The 15,644-nt window shown below is 60.8% G+C and carries 15 protein-coding genes; 5 read left to right on the top strand and 10 right to left on the bottom strand.

The features are described from left to right. The first annotated feature begins 172 nt into the window (after window positions 1-172). Together msrA and ACOOHD_RS00790 are read left to right on the top strand one after the other, a co-directional pair. Window positions 173-892 (top strand): peptide-methionine (S)-S-oxide reductase MsrA, encoded by a 720-nt coding sequence (msrA, locus tag ACOOHD_RS00795; protein ID WP_420459666.1) that lies wholly within the window; start codon window positions 173-175, stop codon window positions 890-892. Between the two features lie 175 nt (window positions 893-1,067). Then, entirely contained in the window at window positions 1,068-1,649 is a 582-nt protein-coding gene (locus ACOOHD_RS00790) for a hypothetical protein (RefSeq protein WP_420459665.1), read from the top strand. Between the two features lie 10 nt (window positions 1,650-1,659). Here the strand turns inward: ACOOHD_RS00790 and ACOOHD_RS00785 are convergent, their stop codons facing one another. Further along, window positions 1,660-2,106 carry a hypothetical protein gene (locus ACOOHD_RS00785; protein WP_420459664.1) on the bottom strand — a complete coding sequence of 149 codons (447 nt, stop codon included), beginning with the start codon at window positions 2,104-2,106 and terminating at the stop codon, window positions 1,660-1,662. Window positions 2,107-2,172: 66 nt separating this feature from the next. Between ACOOHD_RS00785 and ACOOHD_RS00780 the strand changes: the two genes are divergently transcribed. Together ACOOHD_RS00780 and ACOOHD_RS00775 are read left to right on the top strand one after the other, a co-directional pair. Further along, window positions 2,173-3,669 (top strand): DUF5691 domain-containing protein, encoded by a 1,497-nt coding sequence (locus ACOOHD_RS00780; RefSeq protein WP_420459663.1) that lies wholly within the window; start codon window positions 2,173-2,175, stop codon window positions 3,667-3,669. 17 nt (window positions 3,670-3,686) lie between these two features. Next, window positions 3,687-4,739 carry a rhodanese-related sulfurtransferase gene (locus ACOOHD_RS00775; protein ID WP_420459662.1) on the top strand — a complete coding sequence of 351 codons (1,053 nt, stop codon included), beginning with the start codon at window positions 3,687-3,689 and terminating at the stop codon, window positions 4,737-4,739. Here ACOOHD_RS00775 and ACOOHD_RS00770 read toward each other — a convergent pair. Next, window positions 4,723-5,472, bottom strand: a complete 750-nt coding sequence (locus tag ACOOHD_RS00770) for a DUF4440 domain-containing protein (protein WP_420459661.1) — start codon at window positions 5,470-5,472, stop codon at window positions 4,723-4,725. The two genes, ACOOHD_RS00775 and ACOOHD_RS00770, sit on opposite strands and share 17 nt — an antisense overlap. 83 nt (window positions 5,473-5,555) lie before the next feature. On the opposite strand from ACOOHD_RS00770, the gene ACOOHD_RS00765 reads away from it, so the two are divergent. After that, window positions 5,556-7,115 carry a glycerophosphodiester phosphodiesterase family protein gene (locus ACOOHD_RS00765; protein ID WP_420459660.1) on the top strand — a complete coding sequence of 520 codons (1,560 nt, stop codon included), beginning with the start codon at window positions 5,556-5,558 and terminating at the stop codon, window positions 7,113-7,115. Here the strand turns inward: ACOOHD_RS00765 and ACOOHD_RS00760 are convergent. From ACOOHD_RS00760 to uvrB, 8 genes are all read right to left on the bottom strand, one after another. Next, window positions 7,112-8,482, bottom strand: coding sequence for an alkaline phosphatase family protein (locus tag ACOOHD_RS00760; RefSeq protein WP_420459659.1), 1,371 nt, complete (start codon window positions 8,480-8,482; stop codon window positions 7,112-7,114). The two genes, ACOOHD_RS00765 and ACOOHD_RS00760, sit on opposite strands and share 4 nt — an antisense overlap. Before the next feature lie 153 nt (window positions 8,483-8,635). Beyond that, window positions 8,636-9,922, bottom strand: a complete 1,287-nt coding sequence (gene eboE / locus ACOOHD_RS00755; RefSeq protein ID WP_420459658.1) for a metabolite traffic protein EboE — start codon at window positions 9,920-9,922, stop codon at window positions 8,636-8,638. Between the two features lie 189 nt (window positions 9,923-10,111). After that, window positions 10,112-10,990, bottom strand: coding sequence for a UbiA-like protein EboC (gene eboC / locus ACOOHD_RS00750; protein ID WP_420459657.1), 879 nt, complete (start codon window positions 10,988-10,990; stop codon window positions 10,112-10,114). Then, window positions 10,990-11,901, bottom strand: a complete 912-nt coding sequence (locus tag ACOOHD_RS00745; RefSeq protein WP_420459656.1) for a TatD family hydrolase — start codon at window positions 11,899-11,901, stop codon at window positions 10,990-10,992. The genes eboC and ACOOHD_RS00745 overlap by 1 nt, the downstream gene beginning before the upstream one ends. A 149-nt stretch (window positions 11,902-12,050) precedes the next feature. After that, the gene (locus ACOOHD_RS00740; protein WP_420459655.1) at window positions 12,051-12,857 is read right to left on the bottom strand and encodes an EboA domain-containing protein; all 807 of its coding nucleotides are present in this window, start codon (window positions 12,855-12,857) and stop codon (window positions 12,051-12,053) included. A 14-nt stretch (window positions 12,858-12,871) separates the two neighbouring features. Further along, window positions 12,872-13,258, bottom strand: coding sequence for a type II toxin-antitoxin system VapC family toxin (locus ACOOHD_RS00735; RefSeq protein ID WP_420459654.1), 387 nt, complete (start codon window positions 13,256-13,258; stop codon window positions 12,872-12,874). Beyond that, on the bottom strand, window positions 13,255-13,530 hold the full coding sequence (locus tag ACOOHD_RS00730; protein WP_420459653.1) for a hypothetical protein: 276 nt from the start codon (window positions 13,528-13,530) through the stop codon (window positions 13,255-13,257). Before ACOOHD_RS00730 ends, ACOOHD_RS00735 begins: the two co-directional genes overlap by 4 nt. Window positions 13,531-13,558: 28 nt before the next feature. Continuing rightward, the gene (gene uvrB, locus ACOOHD_RS00725) at window positions 13,559-15,604 is read right to left on the bottom strand and encodes an excinuclease ABC subunit UvrB (protein WP_420459652.1); all 2,046 of its coding nucleotides are present in this window, start codon (window positions 15,602-15,604) and stop codon (window positions 13,559-13,561) included. Window positions 15,605-15,644 lie beyond the last annotated feature (40 nt).

The raw sequence follows: 15,644 nt of genomic DNA, 5'->3' as shown, positions 1-15,644 counted from the left end.
TGGGCCGTCCGACGGGGGTGGGCCGTCCGACGGGGGTGGGCCGTCCGACGGGGGTGGGCCGTCCGACGGGGGTGGGCCGTCCGACGGGGGTAGGCCGTCCGACGGCTAGGTGATCAATCCTTAACTAATGCCCCCGTACCGTGTTTCGAGAAGGTATAAACCGAAACGAGACATGAAATCACTCCTTTTCACGCTCCTACTCGCCCTAGGTTTCTTCGCCTGCGATAGCCAGCGCACGACCACTACTTCCGAAACCACCCCCGCCGCCGACACTAGCACCCAGCCCGGCGACGAAGCCCTGGCCGGCGGCATCAGCATCGACGAACTCGACGCCCAGTACCCCGATGCGGAGAAGGCCTACTTCGCCGGCGGCTGCTTTTGGTGCACGGAGGCCTCCTTCACCCGCATCCAGGGCGTAGAGGACGTCTATAGTGGCTACGCCGGCGGCCAGCTTGAAAATCCCACCTACGCCGACAGCAATACCAAGACCAGCGGCCACGCCGAGGCTATCGTTGTCTACTACGATCCCGCGGTGATCACCTACGATAAGCTGCTCGACATTTTCTTCGTCGCCCACGATCCCACCCAGCTCAACCGTCAGGGCCCCGACGTAGGCCCCCAGTACCGCTCGGCCATCTTTCCAATCAACGAGGAGCAGCGCCAGCAGGCTGAGGCCAAGATCGAGGCGCTCAACGCCAGCGGCAAATTCGACAAACCCATCGCCACCACCATCGAAGATCCTATCCGCTTCTGGGTCGCCGAGGAGTACCACCAGAACTACTACGAAAACCCCAACAACCCCAACCAGGGCTACGTGCAGAACGTGAGCCGGCCGAAGGTGGAAAAGGTGATGAAGGAGTTTTCGGACATCCTGAAACAGGAATATCAATAGACCGGCTTTGCCGGTTAGAGGGCTCGCTTACGCGTTCGCCCGTAGACCGCTGCGCGGGTAGAGCTACCGCACGTCTCTGCCCGCCATGCCAGCAGTCTACGCGCTTTAGCGCTCTACGGGCGAACGCGCCAGCGAGCCCTCTACCCCCGCAAAGCGGGGTCTAACCCCTCTACCTATGCACGACATAGAACCCCACTTCCAGTGGCGAGACCGCTACCGCGCCGAGGACGATTCCGCCTCCCCCTTCTACGGGCGGAAGTACAGCGAGTTCGACTACTCTAACAAAGTGTACAACTACCTGCTGCACCCGCAGTGGGATGAGTTCGGATCGGAGACGCTATACCTGAAGATCCTCTTCGTCGATTACGATGATCGCTACGCCATCATCGAACTGATCGGGGAGTGGAACGATGCGCTGCACAACGATTCTATGCATTTGAAGCGGGAGGTGATCGACTACCTGGTCGCGGAAGGCATCAAAGACTACATCCTCATCATGGAGGGCGTGCTTAATTTTCACTCCGATGCCGATGACTACTACGAAGAGTGGTACCAGGAGGTGACCGACGCCGGAGGCTGGATCGCCATGATCAACGTGCTCGACCACGTCGCCGATGAGCTATCCGGCGCTGGGCTGGATAAATACGTGCACTACGGCCAGGTCCTCGACGGGCTCACCTGGCGACCCCAAAAGGCGCGACGGGTACACGAGGCCATCGAGGGACTGCTACAAACGGAGCGGCGGCGGGTCTACTAAAGATGGTGATCTAAGCCCCGTCCCGCTTCTGTTTTGATAGCGTCATACGACCCATACGGCGTCCGTCACTGAAGGTCAGGTCGGTTACTTCCTGCCAGTAACCTCTTAGCTCGCTATTCCAGATATCGGGGCGGTACACAATTTGGTACTGGCGGTTAAACTCGGGCATGATGTCGTTGGCGGGGTCACCCGCGAAGGATACCTCGACTAACTGTATCGACCGGTCACCATAGAGGTAACCACTCAGATCCATACGTAAGATCTCACCGTCCGGCAGGGTAACGTAGCTGCGTCCCGTTACCTCGCCGCCCTCCGTGGTGATGTAGAGCTGCATGGGCAGTGCCTCGTTGGAGTAGATGCCGCCGACGGTCATGGTGCCCTCCCAGAGACCGTCGAGGGAGGTTTGGCAGAACAGGACAGTGGGCAGCGACAGCAGGAGCAGGAGGAAAGCCTTCATAGTCCAAATTAACCCACGCGACGGACTATTCGTTGAGTGGGGGCGGTGCCCGTACCTTGCTTCCCCGTGATTCCGGCCCCCACCTATACCGATCTGCTCCGCGCACTTACCCTCGGCACGGCCCGCCGGGAGCTCGCCCCCGAGATTGGCCAGTGGCTCGATAGCCTGGATGCGATCGACCCCACGGCCGACGATGCCGAGCGCCTGCTGGCTGCCCTGGGAATCACTGAACGACTGCACCGGCTGAGAGAACGACCTAGCGGCGAGCGAGATGACGCTACCCGGCAGTCGCCTCCGGAACACCGGCCCGCCCCCAGCCCCCGCCTGGCCCGGGGATTACAACTCATCCTCGAGGGCACCTACCCCGACCTGCTCGCGGAAGGTATCGCACTCGTCCTTGCCCGCGGCACCTACGTCCCCCCCGCCCTGCTACCCGCCCTGCACCCGCGCGCCGCCGCCCTCCTGGATGACGAGCCGGAGCTTGCGCTTGCGTGTTTAGCGGCCAGTGGCGAACGGGGTAAATGGCTGGCCCGGCAACACCCCGACTGGTCCGCCCTGCTGCCCGACCACGACTACGCCGCCGCCTACCGCCGCGAGGAACAGCCCACCGGGAGGGCTAGTCTACTTGCCCGCTGGCGCCGCACCGACCCCACTGCCGCCCGGGAAGCGCTGGCTAGTGAATGGCCGCAGCAGAGCCCCCGCAACCAGGAAGTGCTAGTACAGGGGCTGCGTGTCGGCCTCACCCCCGCCGACTGGCCCTGGTTACGCGAAGCACTACTGCCAAAACGCAAGGGGGTGCGCCGCGCCGTCACCGAGCTACTCCTGCTGGCCCGCGAGCCGACCACGCTTGCGGACTTTCGTCGGATCGCCCGGGCGGTGGTGTCTGAGCGGGGTGACTTCAACCGGGTACTGCCGAAGGGGGAGCTGAAGGAGCTTTTGGCTAGTTATGGCACGACCAAAGCGCCAGATACCCTACCGCAGCGGCTTCTGCGTACCCTACCTCCGGAGAGTTGGGCGGAGCTCACTACCCCGCCCTTGCCTGCCTTCTGGCTTATCCTCAAGCCACTGGAACTACGGGATGCGGCGCGTGCCGTTATCTCCTATCAAGAGGCCCGGACGGTGCTGGAATTTGCCAGATTCCTAATTCTGGAACAGCCCGCCGGCTTTCCCGGCGATACCGGCACGGAGGTCATGCGACTACTGCCTGCCGCTGAGTTCGACACGCTGTACGACGAGCTGCTAACCAAAACTCCGAACGCGCTCCAACTACGGAGCCTCCCCCGTCTCTTGTCGCTGAGTCGTACCACCCCCTGGTCAGAGCGGCTAAGCCGTGCTATCGTATCGCAGCTGATCGACGGGCTTCGTGCCCAGCAGCTCGACTACGACTTGCAACGCGAGCTGGCCCGGCAGTGGAAACAGGCTATCCCCCTAGTGCACGTCGACATTTTTCCTTGGCTACGGCAGCAGCTGCACGCTACTACGGAGCGGTACGATGCCTTCGGGAGGCTGGCTACGGAGTTACTACAGACTACGGCCTTTCGGCGGGAGCTACACCGGGCGTAGTATCTTTGCCCCCGCTTATGGACCGCAGCCACGAACTCCGCAACCTCCTCTCCCGCGAGGACCTCCAGGCCCGGCTGGACGCCGAGACCGAGCCCCGCACCACGCTCTCCTTCTACCGCTACGCCCACATCGCCGATCCGCAGGCCTTTCGAGACGACTGCTACGCCCGCTGGTCGGAGCTCGGGGTACTGGGGCGCATTTACGTGGCCACCGAAGGCATCAACGGGCAGCTCAGCGTCCCCGCCTCCCGGCTAGCAGCCTTTCGGGAAGCGCTATATAGCGTACCCTTCCTCAAGAATACCCGCCTCAACATCGCCATTGAAGCCCGGGCTAAATCCTTCCTTAAGCTCGTCGTCCGGGTGCGCCCAAAGATCGTAGCCGACGGGCTTGACGATGCCACCTTCGACGTCACCAAGCGGGGTCGCCACCTCAATGCCCGGGAGGTCAATGAGCTACTGGACCGGGACGATACCATCGTCGTCGACATGCGCAACCACTACGAGAGCGCGGTAGGCTATTTCGAGGGGGCCATCCGGCCGGCGGTGACCAACTTCCGTGACATCCTACCCGTGGTGGAGGAGCTCCTGGAGGACAAAAAAGACCGCGAGATCGTCATGTACTGCACCGGCGGCATCCGCTGCGAGAAGGCTAGCGCCTACTACCTTCACCGGGGTTTCGAGCGGGTGAGCATGGTCGACGGCGGCATCATCGAGTACGCCCGGCAGTGCGAGCGGGAGGGACTGGAGAAGAAGTACGTGGGCAAGAACTTTGTCTTCGACGAGCGGCTCGGCGAGCGCATCACCGAGGATGTCGTGAGCCACTGCCAGCAGTGCGGCCGGCCCAGTGACCGCCAGCTCGACTGCGCGAATAAGGCCTGCCATATCCTGTTCATCGAGTGCGATAGCTGCGCGGCGGAGTACCACGATTGTTGCTCGGCGGAGTGCCGCAGCTTTACCGAGCTACCGGTGGAGGAGCAGGCCCGGCTGGCCCCCACGAAGATTTTTAATGGGCAACGTTACGGGAAGGCTATGCCGTCCGACAAAGCAGTCGAGGCTAGTCCACTCGCCTAGCTTCCTCCACGAGATTACCATTCTCCCGTACCCGGAGGGCAGTCGCTCGCCCACCCGCCGGGGCCACAAATTCGAAAGTCAGGGGCCGGCCGGCCACCGCGAAGGTGGTCTCGTTCAGGGGAGCCAGCACGAGTTTCATCTCTCCGGACTGTAGCTGCAACCGACCCTCCACCAGCGTTACACTCACCGTACCGGTTTGTGGTGCTTCGTACTCACCCACGTAACTGTGCAATATGGCTTCCGACACCGCAACTTCGGCTACGGCCGTTTCCTGCGGATGGTGATCGTAGCTGACCACGCGCGACATCACCCAGCGGTCCCCCTGCCGCGTCCACAGGTGGGCGAACTGCGCTTCTTCTACTCCCCCCGTTTCACGCTCGTCCACCATCGTGTGAAAGGTATGGGTGCCCCGCAGATACGCCCCGTAGTTGTTGATTGGATACAAGCGTAAACTACCAGCCACCAGCCTGCGCTCTACCTGATTGGTACCCGCTGCGCAGAGGCCATGCGTGAAACTCGCTACGAGGCTATCCCGGGTGCGCGTCAGTCCGCCCTTGTCGTGGTAAAACTCCAGGTCTTCGGCAAAAAATCCGCCAAACGCCTCCAGGTCACAGCGATTGTAGGCGAGCCAAAACAGACTGTCCTGCTCCAAGATGTCGTGCTCCAGGGTAGACTGCCCGTCTACATCAGGTAACCAACAAGTAAGACAGGTAAATAGGTAGATCAGGCGCATAGCGTAGGGGGTGAGGTTTGTGTAATGACGACGCCCCGCGGGCAGGGTTGCACTACCTTAGCAGACCAACACCGCTATCAGCTATGGGCAAGCCGCACTATCTCTTACCCTTTCTCCTCTGCACCTGGCTTTGGGCGGGCGCGCAGGTGCCAGGTGGATCGAAGAAGGCGACGGACGACGCGCTGACCGTCATGTCCTACAACATCCGCCTCGACGTGGCCAGCGATAGCGCCAATGCCTGGCCCTACCGGCGGGAGTTCTTAGTCAATCAGGTACTGTTTCATGCCCCTGACATTCTAGGGACCCAGGAGGTACTCCCGAGCCAACTGGAATACCTCGACCGCCACCTTACTCCTTATGCCTACCTGGGCGAGGGACGGAAGGGAGACGGCCAGGGAGAGTACTCCGCCCTGTTCTACAACCGTCACAAGTACGCCGTAGCGCGGAGCGGCACCTTCTGGCTCTCCCCTACTCCCAATGCCGTAGCCTCCGTGGGCTGGGATGCCGCCCTGCCCCGGGTGTGTACCTACGGTCAGTTTCGGGACCGGGCTACGGACCGGATGTTCTGGGTCTTCAACACCCACTTCGATCACCGCGGCGAGCGGGCCCGGGTGGAAAGCGCCCGTCTGATCACCCAGATGATTAACTCGCTCAACCGGGGCGGACTACCGGTAGTATTGCTCGGTGACCTGAACCTGACGCCGGAGTCGGACCCCATTGCCATACTCACCGACTCTTTACAGGATGCCTATACGGTAGCCAACACTCGGCTGGGGCCGGCGGGTACCTTTACCGGCTTCGATTACAGTACGCCGGCGGAGCGGCGGATCGACTATATCATGGTTTCGCCGGGTGTAGAAGTCAGTCGATTCGCGACGCTGACCGATGCGGTGGACGGGCGCTATCCGAGTGATCATTTTCCGGTGCTAGCAACTCTGCACCTGCGGCCCCGCCCCCTGATCATTGCCCACCGGGGGGCCAGCGGACATGCCGTAGAAAACAGCCTGCCGGCCTTCCAAAGAGCCATCGACCTGGGCGCGGATATGATGGAACTGGATGTGTGGCGGTTGCGGGACGGGACCATCGCCGTGTTCCACGATGCGGAACTGCGGCGACTCACCGACACGACGGGTAGGATCGAAGACTTCAGTCTGGCGGAGCTCAATCAGGTGATGCTAGCCGGTGCCTACAAGATTCCCCGACTGCGCGACGTACTTACGCTAGCCGATAAGCAGATCCGCATCAACGTAGAACTGAAGGGCCCGAATACGGCTGAGGGGACGTACATCTTATTACGGGAATTCATCGACCAGCACGGCTGGAAACTCGAGGACTTTCAGATCTCAAGTTTCCGGCACGATGAGCTGCGGCGGATGCGCGAGCTAGATTCGGAGATTGAGATCGCTATACTGCCTACCGGGCACCCGCTAGAGGCGCTGGAGGTCGCCCGGGAAGTCGGTGCCGCCGCGATCAATGCCAACTACAGCGGACTCACCCCGGAGTCAGTAAACGCCCTTCACGCCGCAGGCCTTAAGGTAAATGCCTGGACGGTCAATGAGAAAGAAGACATGCGCCGCCTCCGCGCGCTGGGCGTAGATGGCTTCATCACCAACTTCCCGGACCGGGCAATGACGCTAGACTAGCTATCGCCGAATACACTACGCAGCAGCCAGTCGTGCACCGCGGGAGCCTCCAGTCGCTCCGCAGTATCTAGGGCGCTTATAAATACCGGCTTGTCCGCATCCGCCCCCGTAAGGTTGCCGTGGGAGCCCTTAACCAGTTCGGCCTGGAGTGGCACTACGTCCATCAGCGTACGCAGGCCGAGTTTCTTGCCGGCCACCTTGAGGGCGATGCGGGGGATAAGTAGCTTCTTGTCCGGGTCCAGGAACATCTCCACCGGATCGTAACCCGGCTTCTTGTGAATGTCGACCGTGCGGGCATAGTCGGGGGCACGGGCATCGTCGAGCCAGTAGTAGTAGGTAAACCAGCTCCGGTCGTCGGCCACGGCCACCAGCTCGCCGGCGCGGGGGTGGTCGATGTTATAGAACTTCTTCCCCTCTTCGTCCAGTAGCAGTCCGATGCCGGGGACTCGTTGCAGGAGTTCACGTACCGCGGGTACATCCGCCGGGTCTTTGATATACACGTGCGCGATCTGGTGATCGGCCATGGCTACGGCGCGGCAGGTGCCTACGTCCAGTAGTTCGGTGCCCCGCTCCACGCGTACGCTGATCAGGCCCGCCTCGCGTAGGATGCGGTTGATGTGTACCGGCCGATCAACGTTCGTGATGCCGTACTCAGAGACGATCATCACTTCGACCCCGTTGCGCTCGTAGAACTCGATCAGGTCCTGCACCACAGCATCGATCTCGCGCAGGTCCTGCCGCACGCTGGGGTGGTCGGGTCCGTGGCGCTGTAGATTATAGTCGAGGTGGGGCAGGTAGACCAGGTTCATCGTCGGCCGGTGCCAGTCGTACACCCGCATGGCGGCATCGGCGATCCAGCGGCTACTTATGATACTGGTGCGCGGTCCCCAAAAGGAAAACAGCGGGAAGGTGCCCAACTCCGCCTGCAACCGGTGGCGCAGCTCCATGGGGTAGCTGTAGCAGTCGGGCATTTTGCGGCCGTCGGCCAGGTACTGCGGCCGGGGGGTCACGCAGTAGTCGACCGAGGAGTACATATTGTACCACCAGAACATATTGGCCACGGTGAACTCGGGGTTGCGCTCGCGGGCCGTCTCCCAAATCTTTTTTGACTCCACCAGGTGGTTCGACTGCCGCCACAGCTTGATCTCCTGCTCGTCGCGAAACAACCAGCCATTAGCAACGATGCCATGGTTGCGGGGGTACTTTCCGGTCAGGTAGCTGGTCTGGGCGGTGGTGGTTACGGCGGGCAGCACGGGGTCCACGGTAGTCACCCGGCGGCTGGCGGACCACTGGCGCAGGAAGGGGGTATCGGGGCCGATGAGTCCGGCGCTGAGGCCTACGACATCTAGGAGGGCTACGGGGTTCAAGGGGTTAGGGGGTTTAAGGAGTTAAGGGGTCAGGGGGTTAAGGAGTTAGGGCGGGCGTTGGAGGCGTGGTAGGCGTTGTAAGGGGGCGGGGCCGCAGGTGCAACGCAGGTAAAATTCAACCGCGCAAAAGGACCCCGAAGCGTTCCTTGGGCGTCAGCCCTTGGAACCTTTACGCAAAGCGTGATCGCTTTGCTCAGAGTTGAGCGTCCGGTTGGTAGCGTGGTGACCGCTAACTGCTAACTGCGGCAGCACCCATTCCAGCTCCCGCGCGATCGAGTCCGTCAGTCCCAGGCGCTGGTGGTCGGGCAGTACGTCCCAGGTGTAGGTCTCGACCTCGAGGTGGTGGGTGAAGGGATCAGCCTGCCAGAGGCGGAGGGTTTCGGTGATAGCGTCGTTGGTGGATTGAAGAATGCCGTAGTTATCGGTGTAGATCGGTACGTGGAAGTGGGTGCGTAATTCGGTATAGTGAGGATTACCCATAGCATCAAGGGCTGGGGCCAGGTCGGAATACTGGCTGATCGTGCCGTCGCGGTCACGTAGGGCAGTCTGGTGGAGGTAGATAGGCTCGGCGTAGGGCAGTAGGCTATGGCGGGTGAGGGCGATGTCGGCCTCGTCTTCCCTGAGCGAGGTTTTGAGTGCCGCACTGATTTGCAGCTTACCTACGTGGATTCCATGCGCTTCGAGCGCCATCAGCACCGCCGCCGGCTCCTCGTACGCCACCGCAAAGTGACAGACATCGTAGCAAAGACAGAGGTGTTCATGGATGGCAGCCTCGGCGGCCTCCCGGGTGGTGCCAAGGTGATCGTGCAGCCAGTCGAGGCCAGTAGTGAGCACCTTATCGTTGTAAAAATCAATGAAATCCCTACTATTTTCCAGCATTCCGTCCGGCTCCGGCTCAATGTCAAGGTGTAAAGATTTCCCGGTTATTTCCTTGATGCGCACCAGGTGCAGGATGACCTTCATGAGCTGAAGCACACTCTTTTCCGTAACCTCCCTAACCGCTTCCGGACTACGGTGCCATGGCCGGTATGATAGCGGCGAAGTAGAGATACCTCCCTCGACCCCCTCCGGCAGCAACTCCGCTAAGATATTGAAGAGCCGAATGGTATACTCTACCCGCTCCCGCGTCGTCCAGTCCGGAGCGTGTACCTGATCCTTTACGACTTCGCCGTGAAAGTCGCCGTAGGGAAAGCCGTTCATGGTGAAGACGTAGCAGTCGTGCCGGGCCAGCCAGTCCTTCAATTCGCGTAGCACCTGCGGCCGCGCTAACTCCTCTGCCGCCCGTGCCGAAAGCCGCAGTCCGATGCCGAAGGCCCCCTCCACACCGAGCTTATCGCGCACCTCCAGGACGTACTTCAGGCTATCGCGTACCTCGGTCCATGTTTCCCCGGGGTGGATGTTGGTGCAGTAGGTGAGGTGGTGGTGGGGGGGGATGTGCATGGGGGGTTGATGCGTTGTTGGGTTATGGAGTTGTTGGATTACTTTGGATGCTCGCTTCGCTCGTCTCAGTGTTGTCTGCACCTGGCTTACATCTAGGGCCCCTACCCCAGATGACGCAGCCCGTCAGTCGTACCTGTAACACTTATAACGCGGGCCACGCAACAAACTATCAACGCATTAACTCAACACCTAAGTGACCGCAAAGAAACGTGCTAAAAACAAAGAAGCTGGCAGCAACAGCAGCACTTGCACCCCCGTGCCCAACCCCATGAAGCCGGCGGCCAGGCAGGCGTTGAGGGGGATGAGGGATAAGACTCCCGTCTTTACGGCCGTGCGGATCAGCTCAGGACGGTTGTCGGCAATGGCGGCGAGCTTGGCGCGGACGTTCATGCCGAACCAGAGAAGGAAAAAGGGCAGGAGGTGGAGGAAGGAAGCGCGGGTGAACTGGGTGATGACCACGAGTGTGGTGGCTACGAGCATGTCAAGGCCGAGGGCCAGTCGGATGGAACCGCGGTTCTGCCCGCCTACCTCGCCACGGCTAGTGAGTGTGATGGCGGCGATGAAGACGACCGGCAAAAATCCGAGCCACCAGTAGCTGGCGAGCGCTGCGGTGCTCAGGCTGATGCCCAGGAGAAGATTGCCGCCACGGCACATCCCCATAACGAGCGGACCGAGGAGCGGATGGTGCTTAGCCCGGGCGTCGTAGACCAGCGCGAGGACGGCTATAGCCAGGGCAATCGCACCGCTGCTTTGCGATACGACCAATGAAAAGGCGATGCCCCCCAGCAGGAGGAGCCCCCCCAGAAGTACGGCCTCGGATAGGGTGACCTCCCCGCTCGGCAGCGCACGCTCCGGCCGTTCGATGCGGTCGAGATCCACGTCGAAGACGTCGTTGAACACTACCCCACCGCCGTAAAGGCCGATGGTGGCCAGGGCCAGGTAGCTGACGTTGTCGTCCCAACCCCCGGTAACGGCCGCGGCTACACTGGCTCCGGCCAGGATGTCAGCGACGGCCGTGACCAGATTAGCCGGCCGCATGAGGGTGAGCAGCGTAGGTAGGCGGGCCATCAGTAGACGATGTTGTCGGCATCCTCGGCTTGCTCGGCGGTGCGCCGGCCGGCCCGCAGCACGCTGTTGCCGCTGAAGAGCTGGTTCTGATCGATCTCGGGGGCGTCCTGCCAGTGGGACTCGTCCATCTGCCCGCTCTGGGAGTAGGCGTCGTAGGCGTTTTGGTAGGTGACCTTGCGCACGTCTTCCTCGGGGATGCCGCGCTGGAGCATTAGGGCGGCGGTTTTCGGTACAGAGAGCGGGTCAGAAATGCCCCAGTCGGCCGAACTGTCGACGATGATGCGCTCCGACCCGTACTGCTTCATGAGGTCGACCATGCGCGCATTGCCCATCTTGGTGCCGGGGTAGATGGTGAAGGCCGTCCAGTAGCCACGGTCGAGCACCTCGCGGGCGGTCTCCTCGTTGCAGTGGTCGATGATGACCATGGTGGGATCGCAGCCGTGCTCCTCCAGCACGTCCATGCTGCGGTAGGTGCCGTTTTTCTTGTCACGGTGGGGGGTGTGGATGAGGATGGGCAGGTCCAGCTCCAGGGCCAGTTCGATCTGCTGGCGGAAGTACTTGTCCTCGGCCGCCGACTGGTCGTCGTAGCCGATCTCGCCGATGGCCACCACGCCCTCTTTCGTTGCGTAGAACGGCAGCAGTTCCATGACGGCCTCGGCCAGGGGCTCGTTGTTGGCCTCCTTCGAGTTCAGTCCCATGGTACAGTAGTGCCGGATGCCGAACTGGGAGGAGCGGAAGCGTTCCCAGCCCACCAGGGTGCTGAAGTAGTCCTTGAAGCTACCGACCTCCGTGCGGGGCTGTCCGAGCCAGAAGGCGGGTTCGATCAGGGCTACCACGCCGGCCGCGGCCATGGCCTCGTAGTCGTCGGTGGTGCGGGAGACCATGTGTACGTGGGGGTCGATGAATTGCAAGGGGGGGGGGGAGTTGTTGGGTTGTTGAGTTGTTGCGGGGCGGTCGTTGGAGGTGTGGTAGGCGTTGGTGGGGGGGGCGGGGCCGCAGGTGCAGGGGATAGTAAAATGCTGCCTCCGGCAGCGGCAGCAAAATGCAGCCTCTGGCTGCGCTACTGGGTGTTCGCCGTCTCCGTCTCCCTACCGATCGCATTCCAGCTCACCGCCTCCGCATCCGGAGCCAGTATCTTCTCAACGGCCCGACGCTCCAGAGGTGTACCCGTGTCCCTAGTTTTCTCTAAAGCAATCCGGGCCCGGTCGGTCACGAAGCCATCAACGAAGCGCCACAGCTCCGGGCTCACTGGCCGGTGGGCACTACGGCGCTCCTCGGCGTAGTCGAGAAAGATATTGGCCAGTTTAGCATTCTTGCGGTCCTCGATGCGGTAGATGCGGTACATGGGGCGCTGCATGAACATGGCCTTGAGCACCATGTGGTTCCAGGCGTCCTCGTCGAGGTAGCGGGCGGGGTAGGGATTTTCGAGGGCGATGGCGTCGAATACGCCGGTCATATTGGTGCGTAGTCCCTCGCGGGTGCGGGGCACAAAGTCGGGGGCGTTGTGGAGGAAATAGAGTCCCTTGTAGAGGGCAATAAGCTCGCGGTAGTCGGCGGTGCCGAAGAGGGTGTCGAGCACCTCCACATTTGTCTCTGTAGGCAGGGCCGTAGCGAGTAGAATGCGGGCGAGCTGGTCGGTGGTCCACTCGGTAGCACTAAAATTGGGGTAGGCAACGGTAAGGCTGCTGAGTTCGGCCTCGGTGAAGGTGAGGGTGTCCTTGCCGAGGAAGCGGGGGCAGGCTCCGAAGGCGAGGTAGAAGGAGCGGGGCTGGAAGTCGGCCTGTAGCACGGTGAGCTTGCTCTCCATCCACTGGTTGGTTTCGGGGGGGAGATGCTTTTGGAGGAGGTGGTGGAGGGTGGGATTCATCAACAAAGAATTAGCTATATAACAGTTACGTCAAGTCCATCAACTCGCAGAAAGTGTTTGTCCCGAGTAAGTAGTTCAACCCCATAGGCAGTGGCGGTGGCGGCTATCCAAAGATCCTTCTCGGGGATCAATTGACCCTTTACCTTCAGCACGCTCTTAATTTTTCCGTATGCTTCAGCTGTATCGACGTCAACTGGTACGATTGCAGCTAGCCGTTGTACTTCGATACACTCTTCTAGGTGCTTTTCTAGCTTGCTACTATTGTAAGCACCGAAATATAGCTCGCCAAGCGCTACTGCCGGAAAGAGCAACCGATCGTATTCTGAATAAATTTCTAATACAGCAGCTTCACCCTGGATTAGGTCAATCATTATACTAGTATCTAGCAATACTACCCTCACCCCTGATCCTCGTCAATCCAATCCCCTTCTTTGATGATGCGTTTCATCTCGTCCGCCTCCTCATCCGTCCACCGACCGGCAAGTTGAAAAATAGGATGTTTTTTTACCATGTCAGGGGTGAGTCCCAAAGCTATTTGTTTTGGTGTCAGAACAATGGCATCAACTGACTTAGGCTTCTCATGAATACTATCGAGTAACTCATGTAGCAACTGCATCCGGTCCGGTGCAGATAGCTCGAGAAAGCTCCGTTTGATGTCATTTATGGATCCCATGCCTCTATAGATTGAAGTGAAATATACGCTAGTTCTCCTTCAACACCATCCCGCCCAGCTTAAGTTTCGCCTTCAGGGCGAAGACCTCGTCGCGGTACTGGGCCGCACTCATGAAGTCGAGCTCCTTGGCCGCGGTTTTCATCTTGCGCTCGGCCTCCTGGATGGCCGCTTCGAGCTGGTCCTTGGTCATGGCGTTGAGCACAGGGTCGGCCGCCACGCTGGGCTGGGTCTGCTCTACGTAGGCCCTGCGGGCGTTCTTGCCGCGGATGTCGAGGATGGTGCTGCGATTGATGATCTCGTCGCGGGTCTTGGCCATGGTCAGCGGCGTGATATCGTTCTCCTGGTTGTACTGCATCTGGATGGCGCGGCGGCGGTTGGTCTCGTCGATGGTGCGGCGCATGGAGTCGGTGACGACGTCGGCGTACATGATTACTAGTCCGTTGCTGTTGCGGGCGGCGCGGCCGGCGGTCTGGGTGAGGCTTCGCTCGTTGCGCAGGAAACCCTCCTTATCGGCATCGAGGATGGCAACTAGCGATACTTCCGGCAGGTCGAGCCCTTCCCGCAGTAGGTTTACACCCACCAGCACGTCGAACTCGCCCAGGCGCAGGTCGCGTAGGATCTCCACCCGCTCCATCGTATCCACTTCGGAGTGGATGTAGCGGACCTTGATGTTGAGGTTGGCGAAGTAGTTGGTCAGTTCCTCGCTCATCCGCTTGGTGAGGGTAGTGACCAGTACGCGTTCGTTGACCTTGCGGCGCTCGTCGATCTCCTCGATGAGGTCGTCAATCTGGTTGAGACTGGGGCGTACCTCGATGGGGGGGTCGAGCAGGCCAGTGGGGCGGATAAGCTGCTCCACGATCTCCCCGCCCGTCTGCTCCAGCTCGTAGTCTCCGGGGGTAGCCGAGACGTACATCACCTGGTTGATCAGGGACTCGAACTCGGTGAAGTTGAGCGGCCGGTTGTCCATGGCCGAGGGCAGGCGGAAGCCGAAGTTGACCAGGGAGAGCTTGCGCGCCCGGTCGCCGCCGAACATGCCGCGGACCTGAGGTATGGTGACATGGCTTTCGTCGATGATCATGAGGTAATCGTCCGGAAAGTAGTCGAGCAGGCAGAAGGGGCGGGTACCGGGGCGGCGGCCGTCGAAGAAGCGGCTGTAGTTCTCTACGCCGTTGCAGTAGCCCAGTTCGCGCATCATCTCCAGGTCGAAGCTCGTACGCTCGTGGATGCGCTTAGCCTCCAGCAGCCGGCCTTCCCGCTCGAAATAGCGCTCCTGCTCGTAGAGCTCGTCCTCGATGTTGCGAATGATGCCATTGAGTCGCTCCTTGGGGGCTACGTAGAGGTTGGCCGGGAAGATCGCCGCGTTGCGCATGGACTCGATCCGCTTACCCGTGTCGATTTCAATCTTCTCGATGGCCTCGATCTCGTCGCCGAAGAAGACCACGCGGTAGCCGAACTCGACGTAGGGCAGGTTGATGTCTACCGTATCGCCCCGCACGCGGAAGGTGGCCCGGCGGAAGTCGGTCTCGGTACGGCTGTACAGGCTATCGACCAGGTCGTAGAGAAAACCGTTGCGGCTCTTGGTCTGCCCAACTTCCAGGCGGATGATGCCCGATTTATAGTCCTCCGGGTTCCCCATACCGTAGATCACCGAGACGGAGGCTACGATGATGATATCGCGGCGGCCGCTCAGTAGGTTAGAAGTAGCCCGTAGGCGTAGTTTATCGACCTCCTCGTTGATCGCCAGGTCTTTTTCAATGTAGGTATCGGAGGTGTGCAGGTAGGCCTCCGGCTGGTAGTAGTCGTAGTAGCTCACGAAGTACTCTACGGCGTTATCCGGAAAGAACTCCTTGAACTCTCCGTAGAGCTGGGCGGTCAGCGTCTTGTTGTGGGTCAGCACTAGCGTGGGCCGGTTCAGTTGGGCAATGGCGTTGGCCATCGTGAAGGTCTTCCCCGAGCCGGTTACGCCGAGCAGTACCTGTCCGCGCTCGCCCTGCTGTACGCCCGCTACGAGCTTTTCGATGGCCTGCGGCTGGTCACCGGTGGGGGAGAATTTGGACTGGAGGTTGAAGGCCATGGGAGGGTCGTGATTACCCTGAAAGCAACGGCAGGCGACC

Source organism: Neolewinella sp. (assembly GCF_965214665.1).
Taxonomy (GTDB): Bacteria; Bacteroidota; Bacteroidia; order Chitinophagales; family Saprospiraceae; genus Neolewinella.
The sequence above is the reverse complement of the archived record's forward strand: the minus strand, read 5'-3'. Positions and strand labels throughout refer to the sequence as shown.

Excerpts from the sequence above, each read along its gene's own strand:
- ACOOHD_RS00790 (WP_420459665.1), top strand. The coding sequence starts at position 1,068 with ATGCACGACATAGAACCCCACTTCCAGTGGCGAGACCGCTACCGCGCC.
- uvrB (WP_420459652.1), bottom strand. The coding sequence starts at position 15,604 with ATGGCCTTCAACCTCCAGTCCAAATTCTCCCCCACCGGTGACCAGCCG.
- ACOOHD_RS00765 (WP_420459660.1), top strand. The coding sequence starts at position 5,556 with ATGGGCAAGCCGCACTATCTCTTACCCTTTCTCCTCTGCACCTGGCTT.
- ACOOHD_RS00770 (WP_420459661.1), bottom strand. The coding sequence starts at position 5,472 with ATGCGCCTGATCTACCTATTTACCTGTCTTACTTGTTGGTTACCTGAT.
- ACOOHD_RS00740 (WP_420459655.1), bottom strand. The coding sequence starts at position 12,857 with ATGAATCCCACCCTCCACCACCTCCTCCAAAAGCATCTCCCCCCCGAA.
- eboC (WP_420459657.1), bottom strand. The coding sequence starts at position 10,990 with ATGGCCCGCCTACCTACGCTGCTCACCCTCATGCGGCCGGCTAATCTG.
- ACOOHD_RS00785 (WP_420459664.1), bottom strand. The coding sequence starts at position 2,106 with ATGAAGGCTTTCCTCCTGCTCCTGCTGTCGCTGCCCACTGTCCTGTTC.
- eboE (WP_420459658.1), bottom strand. The coding sequence starts at position 9,922 with ATGCACATCCCCCCCCACCACCACCTCACCTACTGCACCAACATCCAC.
- ACOOHD_RS00775 (WP_420459662.1), top strand. The coding sequence starts at position 3,687 with ATGGACCGCAGCCACGAACTCCGCAACCTCCTCTCCCGCGAGGACCTC.
- ACOOHD_RS00730 (WP_420459653.1), bottom strand. The coding sequence starts at position 13,530 with ATGGGATCCATAAATGACATCAAACGGAGCTTTCTCGAGCTATCTGCA.
- msrA (WP_420459666.1), top strand. The coding sequence starts at position 173 with ATGAAATCACTCCTTTTCACGCTCCTACTCGCCCTAGGTTTCTTCGCC.